Origin of the sequence: Mycobacterium sp. AZCC_0083, from assembly GCF_014202335.1 — a bacterium.
Classification (GTDB): Bacteria; Actinomycetota; Actinomycetes; order Mycobacteriales; family Mycobacteriaceae; genus Mycobacterium.
Genome location: NZ_JACHGP010000008.1, coordinates 77,967 through 95,062 on the forward strand (window position 1 = coordinate 77,967; position 17,096 = coordinate 95,062).

A 17,096-nucleotide genomic window follows, 5' to 3' on the forward strand; every position below is an offset into this window, starting at 1 on the left:
CTATACTTCTGCCGCACGCATCGCGTTCATGAAGCGGCTGGTGATTTCGTGTGAGGGCGCTTCGATCACCTCGGCCGCAGGTCCCTCTTCGACGACGTGGCCGTCGGCCATGAACACCACCCGGTCAGCGACCTCTTTGGCGAACCCGAGTTGGTGTGTCGCGATGATCATCGTCAACCCCTCGTGATGGGCCAGACCACGAATGACGTCGAGCACCTCGGCGACCAGCTCCGGGTCGAGAGCACTGGTCGGCTCATCGAGAAGCAGCACGCGGGGGTTCATCGCCAGCGCCCGCGCGATACCGACGCGCTGTTGTTGGCCGCCCGACAACCGCCGCGGCAGCGCATCAGCCCGCTCCGCCATGCCCACCTGGGCCAGCAGTGAGTCAGCGGTGCCGTCGGCATCCACCTTGGGGGTGCCCGTCCAGCACAACGGCCCGCTGACATTCGCGCGCGCCGACAGATGACTGAATAGGTTGAAGTGCTGGAAGACCATTCCGATCCCCAGCAGCCTGCGTTGTTCCGCGGCCTGGCGTTCGGTGAGCCGGCGCCCTCGGTCGTCTCGACCGACCACCATGCCCGCGACGGTGATCGCACCCGCGTCGGAGTCCTCGAGTCCGTTTACCATCCGCAGCAGAGTGCTCTTGCCGGAGCCGCTGCGGCCCAGCAGCGCGACCACTTCGCCGGCACGGATCTCGAGGTCCACACCGTCGAAGATGGTGTGGGCGCCATAGGATTTGCGGATTCCGGCCAGCCGAATCAGCGGCGCGCCGATGGTGCGTGGCCCCGGCGGCGGGGATGGTCGGACGCTCGCGATGAGCGGTGCGGACGGCGCCTCGCGCTGCAGCGGCACAAGCCGCGAGAGCACCGACCTGCGAGTGGTGCGGTCCAGATTGAGTGCGTCCTCGACGAGAAGCTGAACCAGCGTCAGCACTCCGGTCAGTGCCAGGTACATCACCGCGGTGGAGAAGTAGATCGAGAAGTAGTCGAAGGTCGCCGACGTCAACTGCTGAGTGCGCAAAGTCAATTCGGGCACCGCGATGATCGACGCCAACGCCGAGTTCTTCATCGTGGCGATGGCCTCGTTGCCGAGCGCGGGGACCGACATCCGGGCGACCTGGGGCAGCACGACTTTCATCGCCACCACCCTCGGCGCCAAGCCCAGCGCCCGGGCTGCCGCCAACTGCCCGGGGTCGACGGCGCGCACCCCGGAACGGAATATCTCGGCGAAGAAGGCCGCCTCGTTCATCGCCAACGCGACCGAGGCCGCCATCAGCGGGGGCAGCGATATTCCGACGTGCGGCAGCGCGGTGAAGACGAAGACCATCTGCAAGATCAGTGGGGTACCGCGGTAGATCACCACATAGGCGCGGGCAACGAAGGTGAGTGGCCTGAACCGGGTCAGCTGAGCAGCGGCGAGCAGCAGGCCAAGGAGTAAACCCCCGGCGAAGCCGTACAAGGTCAGCTGCAAGGTGAACACGATGCCCTCGAGGAGCCAACCCGTGGTGAGGTAGTGCGCGAACTTGTCCATATGTCGGAGCGGCCGCCGGCTCAGCTGGCGCTGAGCACGGTCGGTTGCGCGACGGCGTTCTGGTCAAGCTTCCATTTGCCCGCGAGTTTGCCCTGCAGCCCGGTGGATTGGATCTCCGTCACCGCTCCGACCAGCGCGTCCCGGAAGTCATGGTTGTCCTTCGGCACACCGATCCCGATCGTGTAGTCCAACATCACGGTGTCCGCCGAAGCCAGGTCTTGGGAGTGCTCGGCGATGTAGCGGTTCACGGTGTTGACGTCATTCATGTAGGCGTCGGCCCGGCCGGCCAGGATCGCTTGCACGCAGTCGGAGCTGTTGTCGAAGAGGCTCGTGGTCGGCGCGGGCTTGCCCTCCGCTTCGCATTTGGGCCCGACGGCGTCGACGAGTGGCACCTCGACATAGCCCTTGTTGAGCGCAACGGTCGAGCCGCACAGCGATGTGTCGATGCCGGTGATCTTCTTCGGATTGCCGTTCTTGACCAGGATCCCGTCGAAAACCTTTGAGTAACTGACGAAATCGACGCCACCCTGCGCGCGTTCCTTCGTGGCGTAGAGGTTCGAGAGAATCCAGTCCGCCCTGCCGCTGGACACGGTGGGGATCAGTTCGGAGAAGCCGACCGATACATAGCCGACGGAGAACCCCAGGCATGCTCCGATGGCGTTACCGAGATCGATGTCGAAACCCTGATACCTACTCGGGTCGTTCGGGTCGACGGTCTCGTAACCGGGTGTGTACGGATTGAGCGCGTTGGTCATCGTCTTGCCGACCAGTTTGGGGTGCTGCTGACGCAGCTGGGTGCACGCAGCGGAATTCGCGACGTCGGCGTACTCGCTACTGGCAGCGGGCTTGCCGGCATCGGTGGTGGATGAGCATCCGGCCAGGGCAGCGACCGCACACAGGAGGATGCCGATGGCTCGTACCGCGGCCGTCCGTCTCGATGTCATTGTCCAGCGCCTCCTATGCATTGGCCGGATGGTCCGACCAAGTGACATGGGCAGCGTAGGTCGCGGACCTGTGATCGGCAGGGTGAGATGGGTTGATTTACACACCCTTTACCGACACCCCGGATTGCTTTACACGGCGTAACATCCGCGACGAGCTAGCACGGCAACTTGGCCGGACCATCTGACCTATCATGTGGCGCACCAGCACACTCGAAGGAGTCACAGATGACCCAGCTGCCAGCACCGCGCCGCGGCCAGAGCATGTCGGTGGTGCTGGCCGCCCACTTCGAGCGGCTGATCGCCACCCGAGAATTGGCGCCGGGAGAACGACTTCCCTCCGAGCGGGTACTTGCCGAATCCTTCGACGTGTCACGGTCCACCCTGCGCGAGGCGATGCACGAACTCGAGGCCAAACGCCTGATCGATCGCAGGCCCGGCCGCGGTACCATCGTCCTTGCCGTCCAACAGAATTCGACCGACCTGCGCAACCTCGACGTCGACGACGTGAGTCAGGCGCACGCCGCCGAACTGCGCGAGATCATCGAACCGTCGATTGCCGCACTTGCCGCAAGCCGGGCAAGTCCGTCGAACAAGCTGCAACTCAGCGACGTCTTGGACAGGTCGCACGAGAACCTGTTGCAGTCGGAGTCGCTGCGACTGGACGTCGAGTTCCATCTGCTGCTGGCCCGCGCCGCGCAAAATCCACTGCTGGAGTCGCTGCAGGAGATGAGCAGTGGATGGACGAACGACGTCAGGCAGTTCTCGCACGCAACCCGCCGGGGCCGCCGGATCTCCACGCAGGGGCACCACCGTATCTACCAGGCGATCTGCGATCACGACCCGGTAGCCGCGCAGGAGGCCATGGTGCTTCACCTCCAGGACGTCAAGGACCTCATTGCCCGGGCGGCCAGCCACCAGGGCAGACCGAAGGCCTGAGCAACCGGAGCGCACTGGCGTGCCCTTGGCGCGACCTCGCCGCAAGCAGCCGGGCATTCAGCCGCACGGTGCTTCGATCGGCGTGGGCTGGTGCAGGATCGCAGCCACCGCTGCTAGGTCTGCTAGCAGATCGCTAGCAGACCGCAACCTATTCGCATACAATCGCGGCATGCGAACTCTGCATTTGCGCAACGTGCCCGACGACGTGATGAACCGGCTCGAACGGCTGGCGCGCGCAGCGAGCACGTCGGTTACGGCCGTGGCCATCCGGGAGCTCGACGCTGCGACGCGCAGGGTGGACAACGCCGCATTGATCGCCACGCTGCCCGACCTGGACGTCCCGGCCGACGCGATCGCCGAGCACATCGCCGCCGATCGCAGGTGATCGTTCTCGATGCTTCGGCAGCGGTATCGGCACTGCTGAATGACGGTCAGGCGCGTCGCCTAGTCACCACCGAGACCATCCACGTCCCACACCTCGTGGATACCGAAGTGGTGAGCGCAATGCGAAGACAGGTTCTCGCGGGCCGGTTGATGGCCGAGGATGCACACCGCGCCATAGGTGTATGGAGACAGTTGGGGCTGATTCGCTACGCCGCACCGCCGCTGCTGGAACGCGTCTGGGAACTACGAGCGACCGTGACCTCGTATGACGCAATGTATGTCGCTCTGGCCGAGAATCTCGGCTGCCCGCTGACAACAGCCGATGCGCGATTGGCCAGTGCAAGCGGTCCGCGCTGCGCCATCACCGTCGTGCCTCGATGAACCGCGGTGTCACCGCCCGTAAGTAGCGTCCGTGCCATGAACGAAGGACGCAAGCGCCGCATGGCCAAGCAGGTGCGACGCGACGCGCGGCGGATGAAGACGCGCGACGAGGAAACCCCAGAGGAAGCCCCCGGCGAACCTCCAGAGGGAATGCTGCTAGTCGAGGAAGTGCGCCGGGCACTGGACACCGGGCATCCGCTGGATCTCCTCGGGGCAGCCAGCATGACGATCGAGGCGGCGAAGCCCGACCCGCTTGCCGCCTATGTGAAGTCTCGCGAGCAGCGCGACCCCGTCCGTCTCGACGATCTCGTCGCGGCCTTCGTCGGTGTACCGGTTCCGGAGACCACCGCGCTGCTGGCGGTATTCGCCGAACTGCTGGTCGACGACAAGGATCTACGGCTCAGGTGCGAAGCAGAGGTTGCCGCGCGCCACGACCCCCTGCCGCAGTGGATCTCCGGTCTGCCGCAGGTCGACGTGTACCGGGCAGTGCGGATGACGCACGTGTTGGGTGACGACGACGAACTGGTGATCGGCGCCCGACTTGCCAGCGGGCACGAATTGACCTGCGTCGCCTACATCGATCACCTGTCAATGTCGGAGGTCAAAGACGCGTTCTACGTGGCAGATTCGATCGAGCACGTGATCTCCGTTGCCGCAGAGCGCAACACCGATCCCGACAAGAGCTTCGTCGACATGACCCTTGCCGACGCCCGCGCGTGGATCCAGCATGGGCTCGACCGGTTACCGTTCGTAGTGCGAACCGACTCGTGGCCGGATTGTCGACCACTGGTGCAGTGGTTGATCGGACACATGCCCGAAGGTGGCCAGAAATACGAATCGCCGTCCTGGGATGAGGAGTCGACGGTGGAGTTGCGCGACCAGTTCTTCGCCTCCTCCGCAGGCGCGCCGTTCGATGACTACGACCACCGAGAGCTTTTGCTCAAGCTCCTGGACACGGGCACGGAGGATCCGTTGCGGTGGAGTGCGGCGCGTATGGCGCAGGTTTTCGCCGGGTCGTTCGGCGAAGACACTTCGCTACGGGCCGTGCTTGATGTTCCAGAGCTCCTCCGGGCATTCGTGCCGTTCGCCCACGCGCAGAGCGGCATTCGGGACGAACTCACCGCTGAAGCACTCGCCGTGATCGACGAGATGAGCCCAGGTCACGAGCGGGTGTAGGCGTCGGGGTCCTATTCGCGCTCACGCTCTTCCTTATGATCTATATGCCATGCATAAGGACCTTGACGTGACGCCATGCCGAGTCCATGCTGTTTATGCCTGACTTTCCGGGCATAAGGAGTGAAGTGGCGGATCCCCGACGCAGGAAGCCCAGAACCGACGATGCTATGCCTGAAATATCAAACTTAGGCCGATTCTTTGCTGCTAGGCGAATCGAGCTGCGGCTCACCCAACAAACACTTGCTGACCTCGCCGGCGTGTCCCGCTACAGCGTCCAGGCACTTGAACGGGGCAGTGGCGGAATCAAACTGGCCTCCGTCGTGGATATTGCGGACATCCTAGGCTTGCGGCTTCAAGCCACGAACGAGTCTGAATGACGGCAGCAGAACCGCTCGACCTCCGGGCGATAACCGACGCAGACGTCTACATCGACGACGCGCTCTCGGGCAAGCTCACCCGCCAGAGCCAAGATTCGATCACCTTCGATTACCTGCCTGCCGAGCCGAGCACCGAGCCATCGGTTCGCGACCGATCGGTCTCGTGGTCACTACTGAGAACAGACGAGTACCCGCGAACAGCCACCGGCGGCGCCGTCCCGCCCTTCTTCGCCGGACTACTCCCCGAGGGTGTCCGACTCGGTGTCGTGACCTCTTCGACAAAGACATCGGCTGACGACCACCTCACCCTGCTACTCGCTGTCGGCGCCGACACGATAGGAAACGTGCGAGTCGTCCCTGCCGGCACTCCGCCCCCATCACGACTTCCCATGTTTCAACCCGGCCGCGACAACGACTTCCGTGCCGTGTACGCCAAACTAACCGGCTCCGTCGACGCAGATCCCGTCGGCTTGGCTGGAGTTCAACCCAAAGTGAGCGCCCTGACGTGGTCTACGACGACGCGCACCAGCGCGGGACCCGCGATCCTCAAGCTCGGCCCAGCCCAGTTCCCTCGACTCGTCGAGAACGAGCACTTCTTCATGAGAATGGCTGCCGCCTGCGGTCTCCGAGTTCCTAGAACCTCGCTAATCCACGACGCCAACGGGCACAGCGCACTATTGGTCACGCGGTTCGACCGCGATCGAGAAACCCGGATCGCGCAGGAAGACGCCTGTCAGGTCGATGGCATCTATCCAGCATCGAAGTACCGCATCAAAACCGAGACCGCCATCAACACCCTCGCCGACGCATGTGCGCGCGGTGGCGGATCGAAGGCGGCAGCAGTTCTAGAGCTGCTGAAAACCGTTGTGTTCTCCTGGCTTATCGGTAACGGCGATCTCCATGGCAAGAATCTATCGATCTACAACCCCACCGGTATCTGGCAGCCGACGCCGGCCTATGACCTCCTCACCACCCAGCCCTATGCCGGCTGGAAAGACCCCATGGCACTGAACCTCTTCGGCCGAGCCAACAAGCTCGACCGCCCCCATTTCCTCTACGCCGCGGAACAACTCGGCCTCCGAAGCCGTGCGCCGTCGAAAATGATCGACTCGGTTGTTCATGCCGCCGGTGAGTGGCCAGACCGGTGCGCAGAAATCGGCTTCGACACGCGGCAGACGCAATTGCTTGCCGACATGCTGCGCGCGCGCATCGAAACCCTAAAGTAGCGGGCGATTGCGCAGTGTGGGGGCGAGGGGTTCGAGCCATGCACGAGCGCGGTGGACGAATGGGCTCAGTCGGTCAGTGCCTTCTTGGGCACGCCTCGTGATGCGGCGATCCCGAGGAGCATGGCGGCGGCAGCGGCGAGCACGGCGATGAGTGCGCCCTGCGACGGTGATGCGGCGTCGCGGGCGCCCGTGGCTGCAAGCGCGGTGAGTGCGGCGAGTCCGATGGCGTTGCCGAGGCTGAGGGTGGTGGATGCGAGGCCGTTCGCGACGCCTTGTTGGGTGTGATGCACGCCCGTCGCGGCGGCAACCCACATCGACGTCCAAACGATGCCTTGCCCGAACCCGGAGATGAGCAGACCGGGAACGGCCATCCAGATGCCGCTGTCGGATTGGAAGGCGATCGCGAGCAGTGCGGTCCCGGGGATGCCGACGCCGAATCCGAGCAGAACTGTGCGTCGTGCGCCGATGCGGTTGACGACGCGTTCGCCGGCCTGTGTACCGGACGCGATCGCGATCGAGGGGATGAGGAAGATCAAGCCGGTCTGCAACGCCGAGAGGCCGCGGATCTGTTGGAACAGCTCGGTCAGGAAGTAGGGCAACGCCCCGAACGTGCCCATGAACACGAAGGTGATCGCGGCCGCGGATAGCAGACTGCGGTTGCGCACGAGATCGGGCGCAATCAGCGGATCCGCGCTGCGCCGTTCGATGTTCGTGAACGCGATCGCGGCGCCAACAGCCAGCAGCATCGCACCCCACACGTTGATCGACGTCCATCCGCTGATGGGTCCTTCGACGATCGCGAAGACCAAGGCCAAGGCTGCCAGGGTCCCTGCGACTGCGCCGAAGACGTCGAATAGGTGTGCCCCATGGCGCAACTCGTCGCGGGGGATGAAGCGCAGCGCGCCGACGATGACGATGGCGGCGAGGGGCACGTTGACGAAGAACACCGCCGGCCAGCCGAAGGCTTGGGTGAGGATCCCGCCGAGTAGTGCGCCGAGAGTTAGTCCGCTGGCTCCGGCGCCGCCCCAGACTGCGAGGGCTCGGTTCCGCGCGGGACCTTCGGCGAACAGACTCCCAATCAGGGCGAGCGTCGATGGCAGCAGCAGCGCTCCACCGATGCCCTGCACGGCACGCGCGGCCACGATGGCCGGTGCGTTCGGGGCGAGGCCACCGGCTAGTGAACCGATCGCATAGAGCGCCAGCGCGGCGATGAACACGCGTCTCCTGCCCAGTAGGTCAGCGGCGCGGCCTCCCAACAGGAGGAAGCCGCCGGAGAACACGGCGTAGGCGCCGACCACCCACTGCAACGACTGAGGGCTGAAGTCGAGGCGGGCTCCGATCTCGGGCAGTGCGACGAAGACGATGTTGATGTCTAGGGAGAAGATCAGCTGCGCCATCGCCAGCAGGGCCAGAGCGACGCCCAGCCTGGGAGCCGGTGACCCCGAGCTTCGTGCGGGATCGTCTTGGGTGGTCTCGGTCATCATCGTTCCAATCCTCGTTATTACGCGTATTAACGTACAGTTGGACCATAGACTGATAGTACGTACATGTGCAAACGGTCGGATATGGTTGATACGTGATCTCGCAGCACCCGCGCACCGCCGACCTCGAGCTCGTCAATGTGCTGGCGGCTCTTGGTAATCCGCTGCGGTTGCAGATCGTTCGGGCGTTGGCCGACGGCGGGGAACGCAACTGTGGATCGATCATCGATGGAGTACCGCCGTCGACGATGACCCGGCACTGGAAGGTGCTCCGCGACGCTGGGGTCATCTGGCAGAAGCCGGCTGGCCGTGAGAATCTGCTGTCGCTGCGCACGGACGATCTCGCGCAGCGCTTCCCCGGCCTCCTCGACTCCGTCCTCGGTGGAAGCGCGACCGACTCAAACGACTGAGTCGGCCACCACGAACTCCACCGCCCGCTCGACGCCTGCCGACGGCGAAGCCAGCCCCAACCGCCCCGCGGGCGTGCTGGCCACGGTCGCGCCACCCACCACGCCCTCGGGCGCCACCACCACGCCTTCGACTGTCGAGGCCATCGACGCCCCGACATCCGTCATGTACAACAGCGTCTGCGCCAGACCCGTCCGCCCGACGTAGTCCGCATTCGCCGAGTACTTGCACTCGATGATGAACGCCGCCTCCCCGGGCAGGATCAACATGAGATCCGGTGCCAGCGGCCGAGTCTGGGCCCGCAACGCCGTGGTCAACGACCGGTACAACGACGACGCCCCGTAGCGTTGCCAGCTCCCGCCTGCCTCCATCCACAGATGCCAGACCCGCCCGCCGAACGAGACGTGGAACTGCTCACGGCCGGTGACGAAGCTCAACGGCGACGTACTGACGATGGACGCGCCCGCCGACTGCAATGCCAACAGCAGCTCGCCAAGCACGCCCAGTTGGAACAGCGTCGGCCGCAGCTCCGGCACCGGCAAGAGCAGCTCGGCCGCCAGTTCGGGCATGGAGGCCGCCCGGATTCGGCGGGCCACCTCCACCAACCGCCGCCAGACCGCACCCTCCCGCTCGACCGCGGCGAGCTCGGACGGCCGGGGCTCATCGGCACCAGGCGAGACCAGCCCGACGTCGAACACCGCTGAGAGCGAATCCAGCTGACCTGAAACACCAGAAGCCACGCCGTCATCAATTGTTGACGCCCGCCGGGAGAGTCTCAATACCTCTCCGCCCACCCACGCCAGCACCGACGACAGCAGCTCGTGGGCGACGCGGTCGCGGTGCCGGTTCACGAACGCCGACGGCGGCCAGCCGTACCGTCGCCGGGTGTCGACCCATGACGTCGCACCACTCGGCGCGTCGGCAACGGCCTGCCGGCGACGGGACTGCGCGGGCAGCAGATCACTCCACTGCCGGACCGATCCCGGCAGCCGCGAGATCAACGGCACCAAGTCGAGGAAGAGCATCAGGTCCGCCCGCAGCGCGGTGTCCTCTGGGCGCCAGGAACGCGGAAGTTCTTCGGCGGCAAGCTGATTGAGCACCTTCACCAGCTGACCGCGGCCCACCCACGCTCGCAGGACGTGGTCCAGACCCGCCTCCGGAACCGGCAGCATGACGTCGGGCTCACTCCCGACCGTCAGGACAATACGCGGCTCATCTCGACGATCCACTCCCACTCGGACTGCCCGAGGGCGTGGTGCTCCTCGACGATCGCCCGGCCCAGCGACGGCAGCTCGTCCTCCATCTCCCGCAGCCACGTCCCGACGTTCACCAGGTACGCCTCGGCCAGCAGCTCGCGGTCGACCTGACCGATGCCCGTCAACGTCTCGGCGTCCGTCCCCACGCCTGCCGCGATGTAGTCGGCCATCCGCAGGAACAGCGCAGGCCCGAGCGTCGTCATCGAATTCATCAGGTGCGCAGAGTAAATCGCCACGATCGCGTCGAGCAACGGCTCCGGCAGCCCGCTGTCCTGCCCCAGCAGCGCAATCCGGAACTTGTCCGCATCCGCGGCCGGAATCGGCACCCGCAGGAACCGGCGGCCCAAAGCGTGGCCGAACCGGAACACCCGCTGCGCGTCCAGCGCGTTGTACGTGCCCAGCAGCCGCCACTCGGTACCGGCGAGGTACCGGACCGGACCGGCGCCCGTCATGGGGTTCGTCAGCAGCGACGCGTTCTCCACCGAGCACGTCGCCGTACCCGACCAGCCCAACTCGACCTGCGGAGAGCCGATCGACGGTGACACCGCACCCAGCGTCACGTCCTGCCCGCTGAGCCAGGTCAGCAGGCCGCCGAAGATGCGGTCCATGTCGGCCCGGTTGACCTCGTCGATGATCAGCCACCGACCGCCCGCGACCGCGCTCAATACCCGGCCCGGCCGGAACCGCAGCTCGCCGCCGTCGATGGTCTGCCCGCCGACCAGATCAGTCGCCGACCAATTCTCCTCCGCCGCAGACCATTCCACGCCGGTTGGTCCAGCCTGGAAACCGAACGACTTCGGATCGGCGACGATGCGATCCACCACCTGCCGCAGCAACGTGGTCTTGCCGCTGCCCGGCGGGCCGACCAGGATCACCGCGGGCGCCGACAGAATCGCCAGTCGGACCATCCGCTCGATCCGCGGGTCGATCTCGATCGGCACGCTGATCACCGAAGGGACCTGTCCACCAACGGAACTGGCGGCAGATCCGCCTGCGACGGTGCCCAGCACCGGATGGTGTTCCGGGGTCAGTTCGGGGAAGATCGACTGCAGTCGCCCGACGGTCGCGTCACTCATCGAAGATCACCAACCGGACCGGCGTGTCCTCCCGAAGGAACAGTGCCGCCTTCAACGACGGCAACCGGCCACGCTTGCGCATCGCATTCAGCATGTGCTCGGGCGTCACGTCACCCAGCACGCTGATCACGGCATACACGGGGTTGGACTTGGCCATCTCGTCGCAGCGGTTGCCGATCTGCTTCTGCTCGGTCACCAGCTTGCCGATGACCGGGCCGCCCTTCTGGCCGTCACCGACACCCAGCTCATCGGCGAAGAACCGGTACAGCGGATCCCACTTCGAGGCATCGTTGCGGCTGGCCCCGATGCCGTGCTTCACCGCGTCGATGATGCCGTCGCGCAGGCGTTGCGGATCGTCGAGGTCGCCGAACAATCCGGTCATGCACCAACGCTATCCGGGTAGGCCGACAGCGCGCCGAAGTCGCAGGTTCGTGGCGCTGATCTGGCCATCAATCCCTCCGTCTCGTCGCTGTGCTGACAGTAACCCGGCTGGTCGGGAGGGAATACGATGCCCTCGTGCGTGTCGCGATTCGCCTTGGAGGATTCTTGTCCTCGTGCTCGTAGCGGCCATACTGCCACGCTAATTTCGCTGTCGAGGGTGATGTCGGGGTTACGACCGGTGTGAGTTCGTGCACGATGGTTGCCATGTCGACGGACAAAGAGCGCATGCTGAGCGGGGAACTCTATCGCGACGACGATCCGGAACTGGTCGGGGAACGTCGCTTCTGTGGAGAGATGCTGGACCGCTTCAACGCCACCCGATCGGGCGAGAACGCGGAACGCCGCGAGATTCTCGAGCGGCTGCTCGGAGCCATTGGCGAGGGATCGTGGATCATGCCGAGGTTCCAATGCGACTACGGTCACTTGATTCGGTTGGGCCGTAACAGTTTTCTCAATTATGACGCGATCGTGATGGATTGCGCCCCGGTCGTGATCGGCGATGACGTATCCATCGGTCCGCGCGCACAATTGCTGACCGCCCTGCATCCGATGGACGACGCTGAGCTGCGTCGGCAGAGGTGGGAGACCGCGGCTCCAATCACCATTGGTGACAACGTATGGCTGGGCGGTGGTGTCATCGTCTGCCCCGGCGTCACGATCGGTGCGAACTCGGTAGTGGGTGCTGGCAGTGTCGTGACGAAGGACGTGCCGTCGCAGGTCTTCGCCGCAGGAAACCCGTGTCGGGTCATCCGTCGCCTCGAGAACTCCTAACAGGCCAGGCGGCTCACTTTGCGGTGAAGCCGCCGTCGAGCACGAGGCAACTCCCCGTCGCAAATGAACTGTCGTCGGAGGCGAGGAATAGCGCCCCCTTGGCGATTTCCCGCGGGTCGGCGACCCGCCCCATGGGGGCCCACGAGGCCTGCTCGGCGGCAGTCTTGGCAGGGTCGAGACTGTTGTCCACCTCAGACTGCAACAGCGGAGTGCGGGTGATGCCCGGGCACAGCGCATTGACGCGAATGTCGTAGCGAATCAGATCGAGCGCAAGGGACTTGGTGAACATGATGACTGCGCCCTTGCTCGCGTTGTAAGCCGGTGATTCTGCCACCGCCACGATCCCCATCTCGGATCCAAGGGTGACGATCGTGCCCCCACCGGCACTCTTGAGGTGCGGAACCGCGTGCTTGATGACGGTGAACATGCCTTTGACGTTCGTCGTCAGGACCGCGTCCCATTCCGACTCGTCGAGCTTCTCGATGGGCATGACGCTCGTGATGCCCGCATTGCACACCACGGTGTCCAGGCCCCCAAACTCGTCGACCGCGGCCTGCACCATGCGTCCAGCGTCGGCCATGCTGCGCACATCTCCCGCGACCGCGCGCACCGTACCGTAGGCGGCGAGCTCCCTTTCCGCGCTGGCGAGCTTGTCGCCGTCGATGTCGCTGATGACGGTGCGGGCGCCGTTCTCGAGGAACAACCGGGCGACGGCGTATCCGATACCCGATGCACCCCCGGTAACCAAGGCCCTCTTTCCGTCCAGCTTCCGCACCGCGCCTCCTTGGGTTGTGGCCTGTCGGGTCGGTGCCTGCCGGCTACCGCTCCCCAGCCACCCGATTCGCTCTCTAGCGATCATCCCCGGTCGTTGACGTTTATGACCAGCGGCCGAGGTCTCTTCTCAGGCCAGGAAGCGGTCCAGGTATTCGATGCTGGCGCGTGACATCTCCGCGAGCATGTGCTTGTCACCCGCCGGGTCGTTGCGATAGGCGAGGTCGAGGCCCTTGTCGATCATGCCGCCGAACACCTGGGTGACGATCCCCAGCGGAACGTCCGGCGCGTCGGGTCTGGTAGCGGTGGCGGTGGCAGCCAGGTAGGCGGCGAGGGCGTCATCGTGCAGCCGGTTTGCCTGCAGCATGCGGCCGGAGAAGTCGGCGGAGAACCACAACGACCTGAAACCCGGGGAGGCGTTGAAGAAGTCGATCACGACGTCGAGGCCGGCTGCCACCCTGGTCCGCCAATCGGGGCCGGCCAGGCTGAAACCCACTGCGTCCCAGCGACCGTCGAGATCTACCAACCCGGTTACCATGATCTCTTCGAGCAGCGCCTGGCGGTCGTCGAAGAAGTTGTAGAGCCAACCGATGGACACCCCGGCTCGCGCGGCCACCGCGGTCGTGGTGACGGCCTCGGCCCCGCTTTCGTCGAGGAGCGCCGCAGTGGCGCGAAGGACCCGTTCCATCTTTTCCTGGCTGCGGGACTGGGTGGCTGAGCGCCGCGCGCCGACCTGGGACATCACCGGGACCATCAGGTCGGCGAGCCGGGCCGGTGTAACGAGGCCTTTACTGTTCGGCAGCGCTTGAGAAACCTGAGACTGATTCACTTTTGCTGTCAACGACGCCGCCTCATCGGCGAGGTTCCCAGCCTGTTTTCACAGCAATCACCTTACCCTGCACTGTTTCACGATCGGAGTACGTGCATGCCCAAGTACCACCTGCCGCCCACCGCCACCTCCGCCGAGGTCGCCGCGGCGATCCGCGCCGACGGCTTCGTCATCGTCGACAACGTTGTCTCCAACGAGGTGATGGACCGCGTCGCCGAAGAGCTCGAAGAGCACATCGACCTGACGCCCATGGGCACCAACGACTTCATAGGTCGAGTGACTCGGCGAACCGGCTCGCTGATCCCGCGCTCACCGGCCAGCCGCGAGCTCATCACCCATCCGCTGGTACTCGGCACCACCGCCGACCTGTTGTCGAAGGCGACGGTCTACCAGCTGCACCTCACCCAGGTGATCTCGGTCCTTCCCGGCGAGACCCATCAGCCCCTGCACCGCGACGAACTCGCCTGGGACTTCTTCCCCTTCCCGCTCGATTACGACGTGCAGTGCAACACCATGTGGGCGATGACCGATTTCACCGTCGAGAACGGTGCGACCCGCATCGTGCCGGGCAGTCACCTCATCGAGGGCAAGCAGACCTACGAGGACGACGATCCCAGGATCGTGCGCGCCGAAATGGAACGCGGCTCGATGTTCTTCTACTCAGGCAAGGTCTACCACGGCGCGGCGGCCAACCTGTCGAACAAAGTGCGCCAGGGGATCAACATCACCTACTGCGTGGGCTGGGTCCGCCAGGAAGAGAACCAGTACCTGTCGACGCCCATCGAGGTGGCGCGCACGCTCGACCCCGATCTGCTCAAGCTGATGGGGTACCAAATGGGCGGCCTGGCAATGGGTTACATCCGTGACTTCGAGGACCCCATGCGTGCCATCAACGACGACGCACCCAAGGAGCAGTACGACTTCGAGGCACTGACGAAGAATCCCAATCACGCCAACGCGGACTACATGGACACCTTCCACGAAGAAATGGTCAACGCCGAAACACCTGCCATTTCTGGTGGTGTCTCTTGATCACCCGCAACAACCCCGATGTCGGCTACCTGGATGAATCCACCTTCGCACTCCTGGGATTCAGTCAGGTCGTCCGCGCCGACAGCACCGTCTACTACTCCGGAATCGCTCCGTTCACCGGCGCGCCACCGGAATTCACGGTCATCGGCACCGGGTCGATGGAGGATCAGGTGCTCTTCTGCCTCGACGTCCTCGAGCGTTGCCTGGAGTCCGAGGGCCAGTCGCTGGAGAACATGGTCGCGGTCACGGTGTATGCCACCGACGTGCCAGCGTTGATGGCGACCGCCGAGCACTTCGCGAAGCGATTCGGCGGCGCACCGCCGTCCAGTACCTGGGTGGGAGTCACCGAGCTTGCACACCCCGATCAACTCGTCGAGATCACGGCGACCGCGGTGGACCTGACCGATGGAGGCTCGAAGTGACTGCAAATCCTCACGTAGCTGAAAGCGCCACGCCCCCAACGGTAGTCGGAGCGGAGGAACCAGGCCTGGCCAAGGGCGTCATCAAGCTGCCCGGCGTGTTGTTCGTGGCGATCGCGACGATGGCGCCGGGTGCCGGCGCGGCATACTCGATCAGCACCGGTGCGTTGTTCGGCGGCGGCGCGCTGGCGCTGTCGGTGATATTCGCGCTCGTCGGCAGCCTGCTGGTAGCCACGGCGATCGGCCAGCTGGCGAAGCACATGTCTTCCGCGGGCGGGCTGGCGTCCTACGTCGGTACGTCCATGCACAACGCCGCCGGCTTCGTCGTCGCGTGGGCCTATCCGTTCATGTACCTGTTCGCGCTGCCCTATCTGGCACTGGTGTTCGGCAACCTGTTGGCGACCACCGTGCTTCCCGACGGAGGTAGCGGATTCAACGTTCTCTGGACGGTGGGGGCGTTGGTCTGTCTGGCAGGCGCGTTCGCGACGAACTACTTCGGCGTCGAGATCGGTGTCCGATTCGGGCTCATCCTCGGCATCGTGGAGATCGGCGTGCTGCTGGTGATGTCGGTGTGGATGATCAGCGTTTCGGGCGACGCCAACAGCCTGTCGCTGTTCACTACCAGCCACGCCAACATCCCCGGGTTCGAGGGAATCAACGGTGTGATCGCGGCATCCGTGTACGGCTTCCTGGCCTTCATCGGCTTCGAGGCGGCAGCGCCACTCGCGGAGGAGACGAAGAACCCGCGGCGCAACGTGCCGCGGGCCGTGGTCTTGTCATGCCTGCTCATCGGCCTGTTCTACGTGCTCACCGCGTACTCCTCCACCGTCTACTTCGGTCCCGACAAGATGGCCGACTTCATGACCTACAACGGTGGCAACGCGTGGATCGGCCTGGCCAAGACGTTGTGGGGCAACGGGTGGATCGTGCTGGTCGTGGTGCTGATGATCTCGTCCTTCGCGTGCATGAACGCCGCGGCCCTCGCCGCGACGCGAAGCATGTGGGCGATGGGCCGAAGCGGCACGATCCCGTCGTTCTTCGGACGAGTTCATCCGCGCTGGCGCTCGCCGTCCAAGTCCATCATCGTCTTCTTCGTGCTGGGTACGATCCTCACGCTCGTCGGCGGATACGTCTGGGATCCGGTCACGGCCTATTCGGTGTTCGGCACGGCCCTGACGGTGTGCGTGCTCCCGATTTACTTCGTGACGGCGCTCGCGTGCCCCGTCTACTACCTGCGCTACCGACGCAGCGAGCTCAACGTGTTCCTGCACGTAATCGTGCCGGTGCTCGGGGCGATCCTGTTGGTTCCGGCGTTCCTCGCCGGAGCGGGCATTCCGATCGTCAGCTTCGCGACGCCACTCAGCTGGCCGCTGAGCCTGGCCGGCCCGGTCGTCGGCGCCTGGTATGTCATCGGGATCGGGATATCGATCTATCTGCTCATGCGGCGCAAGGCAAGTTTGCACAGGTTGTCGGAGTCCACCGTCGACATCGAGCCAGCCGCACCGGCGATGGCGGGGATCGGGTAGAGGGTCGCCCGGGAACTCACCCGGACGCCGAGCGATCCGTCGTTGCCTTTCGCAACGACGGATCGTGCCCGCATGCGATGGTCCACGCGCCGGCTCGCGGTGGCAGTAACGGCAAGTGCGCCAACCGAATCG

At 64.9% G+C, this 17,096-nt stretch carries 19 protein-coding genes; 11 read left to right on the forward strand and 8 right to left on the reverse strand.

Annotated elements, in window-relative coordinates; translation table 11 throughout:
* Positions 1-1,530 (reverse strand): amino acid ABC transporter permease/ATP-binding protein, encoded by a 1,530-nt coding sequence (locus tag HNP02_RS20375; protein WP_184441892.1) that lies wholly within the window; start codon positions 1,528-1,530, stop codon positions 1-3.
* 20 nt (positions 1,531-1,550) lie between these two features.
* The gene (locus tag HNP02_RS20380; protein WP_184441894.1) at positions 1,551-2,474 is read right to left on the reverse strand and encodes an ABC transporter substrate-binding protein; all 924 of its coding nucleotides are present in this window, start codon (positions 2,472-2,474) and stop codon (positions 1,551-1,553) included.
* Positions 2,475-2,699: 225 nt separating this feature from the next.
* On the opposite strand from HNP02_RS20380, the gene HNP02_RS20385 reads away from it, so the two are divergent.
* The 6 genes from HNP02_RS20385 (at position 2,700) to HNP02_RS20410 (ending at position 6,954) form a co-directional block, all read left to right on the forward strand.
* Entirely contained in the window at positions 2,700-3,410 is a 711-nt protein-coding gene (locus HNP02_RS20385) for a FadR/GntR family transcriptional regulator (RefSeq protein ID WP_184441896.1), read from the forward strand.
* Between the two features lie 169 nt (positions 3,411-3,579).
* Positions 3,580-3,795: an antitoxin gene (locus HNP02_RS20390; RefSeq protein WP_184441897.1), complete on the forward strand. Its 216-nt coding sequence runs from the start codon at positions 3,580-3,582 to the stop codon at positions 3,793-3,795.
* Positions 3,792-4,175: a type II toxin-antitoxin system VapC family toxin gene (locus HNP02_RS20395; RefSeq protein ID WP_184441898.1), complete on the forward strand. Its 384-nt coding sequence runs from the start codon at positions 3,792-3,794 to the stop codon at positions 4,173-4,175. The genes HNP02_RS20390 and HNP02_RS20395 overlap by 4 nt, the downstream gene beginning before the upstream one ends.
* 36 nt (positions 4,176-4,211) lie before the next feature.
* Positions 4,212-5,351 (forward strand): hypothetical protein, encoded by a 1,140-nt coding sequence (locus HNP02_RS20400; protein WP_184441899.1) that lies wholly within the window; start codon positions 4,212-4,214, stop codon positions 5,349-5,351.
* A 167-nt stretch (positions 5,352-5,518) separates the two neighbouring features.
* Complete coding sequence (locus tag HNP02_RS20405; protein WP_184442545.1) at positions 5,519-5,728, forward strand: helix-turn-helix domain-containing protein; 210 nt, start codon at positions 5,519-5,521, stop codon at positions 5,726-5,728.
* Entirely contained in the window at positions 5,725-6,954 is a 1,230-nt protein-coding gene (locus HNP02_RS20410; protein WP_184441900.1) for a type II toxin-antitoxin system HipA family toxin, read from the forward strand. Before HNP02_RS20405 ends, HNP02_RS20410 begins: the two co-directional genes overlap by 4 nt.
* A 65-nt stretch (positions 6,955-7,019) precedes the next feature.
* Here HNP02_RS20410 and HNP02_RS20415 read toward each other — a convergent pair whose 3' ends face one another.
* The gene (locus HNP02_RS20415) at positions 7,020-8,438 is read right to left on the reverse strand and encodes an MFS transporter (protein WP_255506737.1); all 1,419 of its coding nucleotides are present in this window, start codon (positions 8,436-8,438) and stop codon (positions 7,020-7,022) included.
* A 92-nt stretch (positions 8,439-8,530) separates the two neighbouring features.
* On the opposite strand from HNP02_RS20415, the gene HNP02_RS20420 reads away from it, so the two are divergent.
* Complete coding sequence (locus HNP02_RS20420; protein ID WP_184441901.1) at positions 8,531-8,845, forward strand: helix-turn-helix transcriptional regulator; 315 nt, start codon at positions 8,531-8,533, stop codon at positions 8,843-8,845.
* On the opposite strand, the gene HNP02_RS20425 is transcribed toward HNP02_RS20420, so the two are convergent.
* From HNP02_RS20425 to HNP02_RS20435, 3 genes are read right to left on the reverse strand one after another with little or no spacing between them, the layout of a single operon-like run.
* Positions 8,834-10,015, reverse strand: coding sequence for a hypothetical protein (locus HNP02_RS20425; protein ID WP_184441903.1), 1,182 nt, complete (start codon positions 10,013-10,015; stop codon positions 8,834-8,836). The genes HNP02_RS20420 and HNP02_RS20425 overlap by 12 nt on opposite strands.
* A 23-nt stretch (positions 10,016-10,038) precedes the next feature.
* Positions 10,039-11,175, reverse strand: a complete 1,137-nt coding sequence (locus HNP02_RS20430) for an AAA family ATPase (RefSeq protein WP_184441905.1) — start codon at positions 11,173-11,175, stop codon at positions 10,039-10,041.
* Entirely contained in the window at positions 11,168-11,557 is a 390-nt protein-coding gene (locus HNP02_RS20435) for a hypothetical protein (RefSeq protein ID WP_184441907.1), read from the reverse strand. Before HNP02_RS20435 ends, HNP02_RS20430 begins: the two co-directional genes overlap by 8 nt.
* Positions 11,558-11,820: 263 nt before the next feature.
* Here HNP02_RS20435 and HNP02_RS20440 point away from each other — a divergent pair, with 263 nt between their 5' ends.
* Complete coding sequence (locus tag HNP02_RS20440) at positions 11,821-12,387, forward strand: sugar O-acetyltransferase (protein ID WP_184441909.1); 567 nt, start codon at positions 11,821-11,823, stop codon at positions 12,385-12,387.
* Between the two features lie 13 nt (positions 12,388-12,400).
* Here the strand turns inward: HNP02_RS20440 and HNP02_RS20445 are convergent, their stop codons facing one another.
* Positions 12,401-13,162, reverse strand: a complete 762-nt coding sequence (locus tag HNP02_RS20445) for an SDR family NAD(P)-dependent oxidoreductase (protein ID WP_184441911.1) — start codon at positions 13,160-13,162, stop codon at positions 12,401-12,403.
* 126 nt (positions 13,163-13,288) lie between these two features.
* Positions 13,289-13,900 carry a TetR/AcrR family transcriptional regulator gene (locus HNP02_RS20450; protein ID WP_184441913.1) on the reverse strand — a complete coding sequence of 204 codons (612 nt, stop codon included), beginning with the start codon at positions 13,898-13,900 and terminating at the stop codon, positions 13,289-13,291.
* A 183-nt stretch (positions 13,901-14,083) separates the two neighbouring features.
* On the opposite strand from HNP02_RS20450, the gene HNP02_RS20455 reads away from it, so the two are divergent.
* Genes HNP02_RS20455 through HNP02_RS20465 form a run of 3 tightly spaced genes read left to right on the forward strand, consistent with a single transcriptional unit; the run spans position 14,084 to position 16,964 of the window.
* Entirely contained in the window at positions 14,084-15,019 is a 936-nt protein-coding gene (locus HNP02_RS20455) for a phytanoyl-CoA dioxygenase family protein (RefSeq protein ID WP_184441915.1), read from the forward strand.
* Positions 15,016-15,441, forward strand: coding sequence for a RidA family protein (locus HNP02_RS20460; protein ID WP_184441917.1), 426 nt, complete (start codon positions 15,016-15,018; stop codon positions 15,439-15,441). Before HNP02_RS20455 ends, HNP02_RS20460 begins: the two co-directional genes overlap by 4 nt.
* A complete protein-coding gene (locus tag HNP02_RS20465; protein ID WP_184441919.1) occupies positions 15,438-16,964 on the forward strand; it encodes an APC family permease in 1,527 nt (508 codons plus the stop codon). The genes HNP02_RS20460 and HNP02_RS20465 overlap by 4 nt, the downstream gene beginning before the upstream one ends.
* Positions 16,965-17,096: the final 132 nt, after the last annotated feature.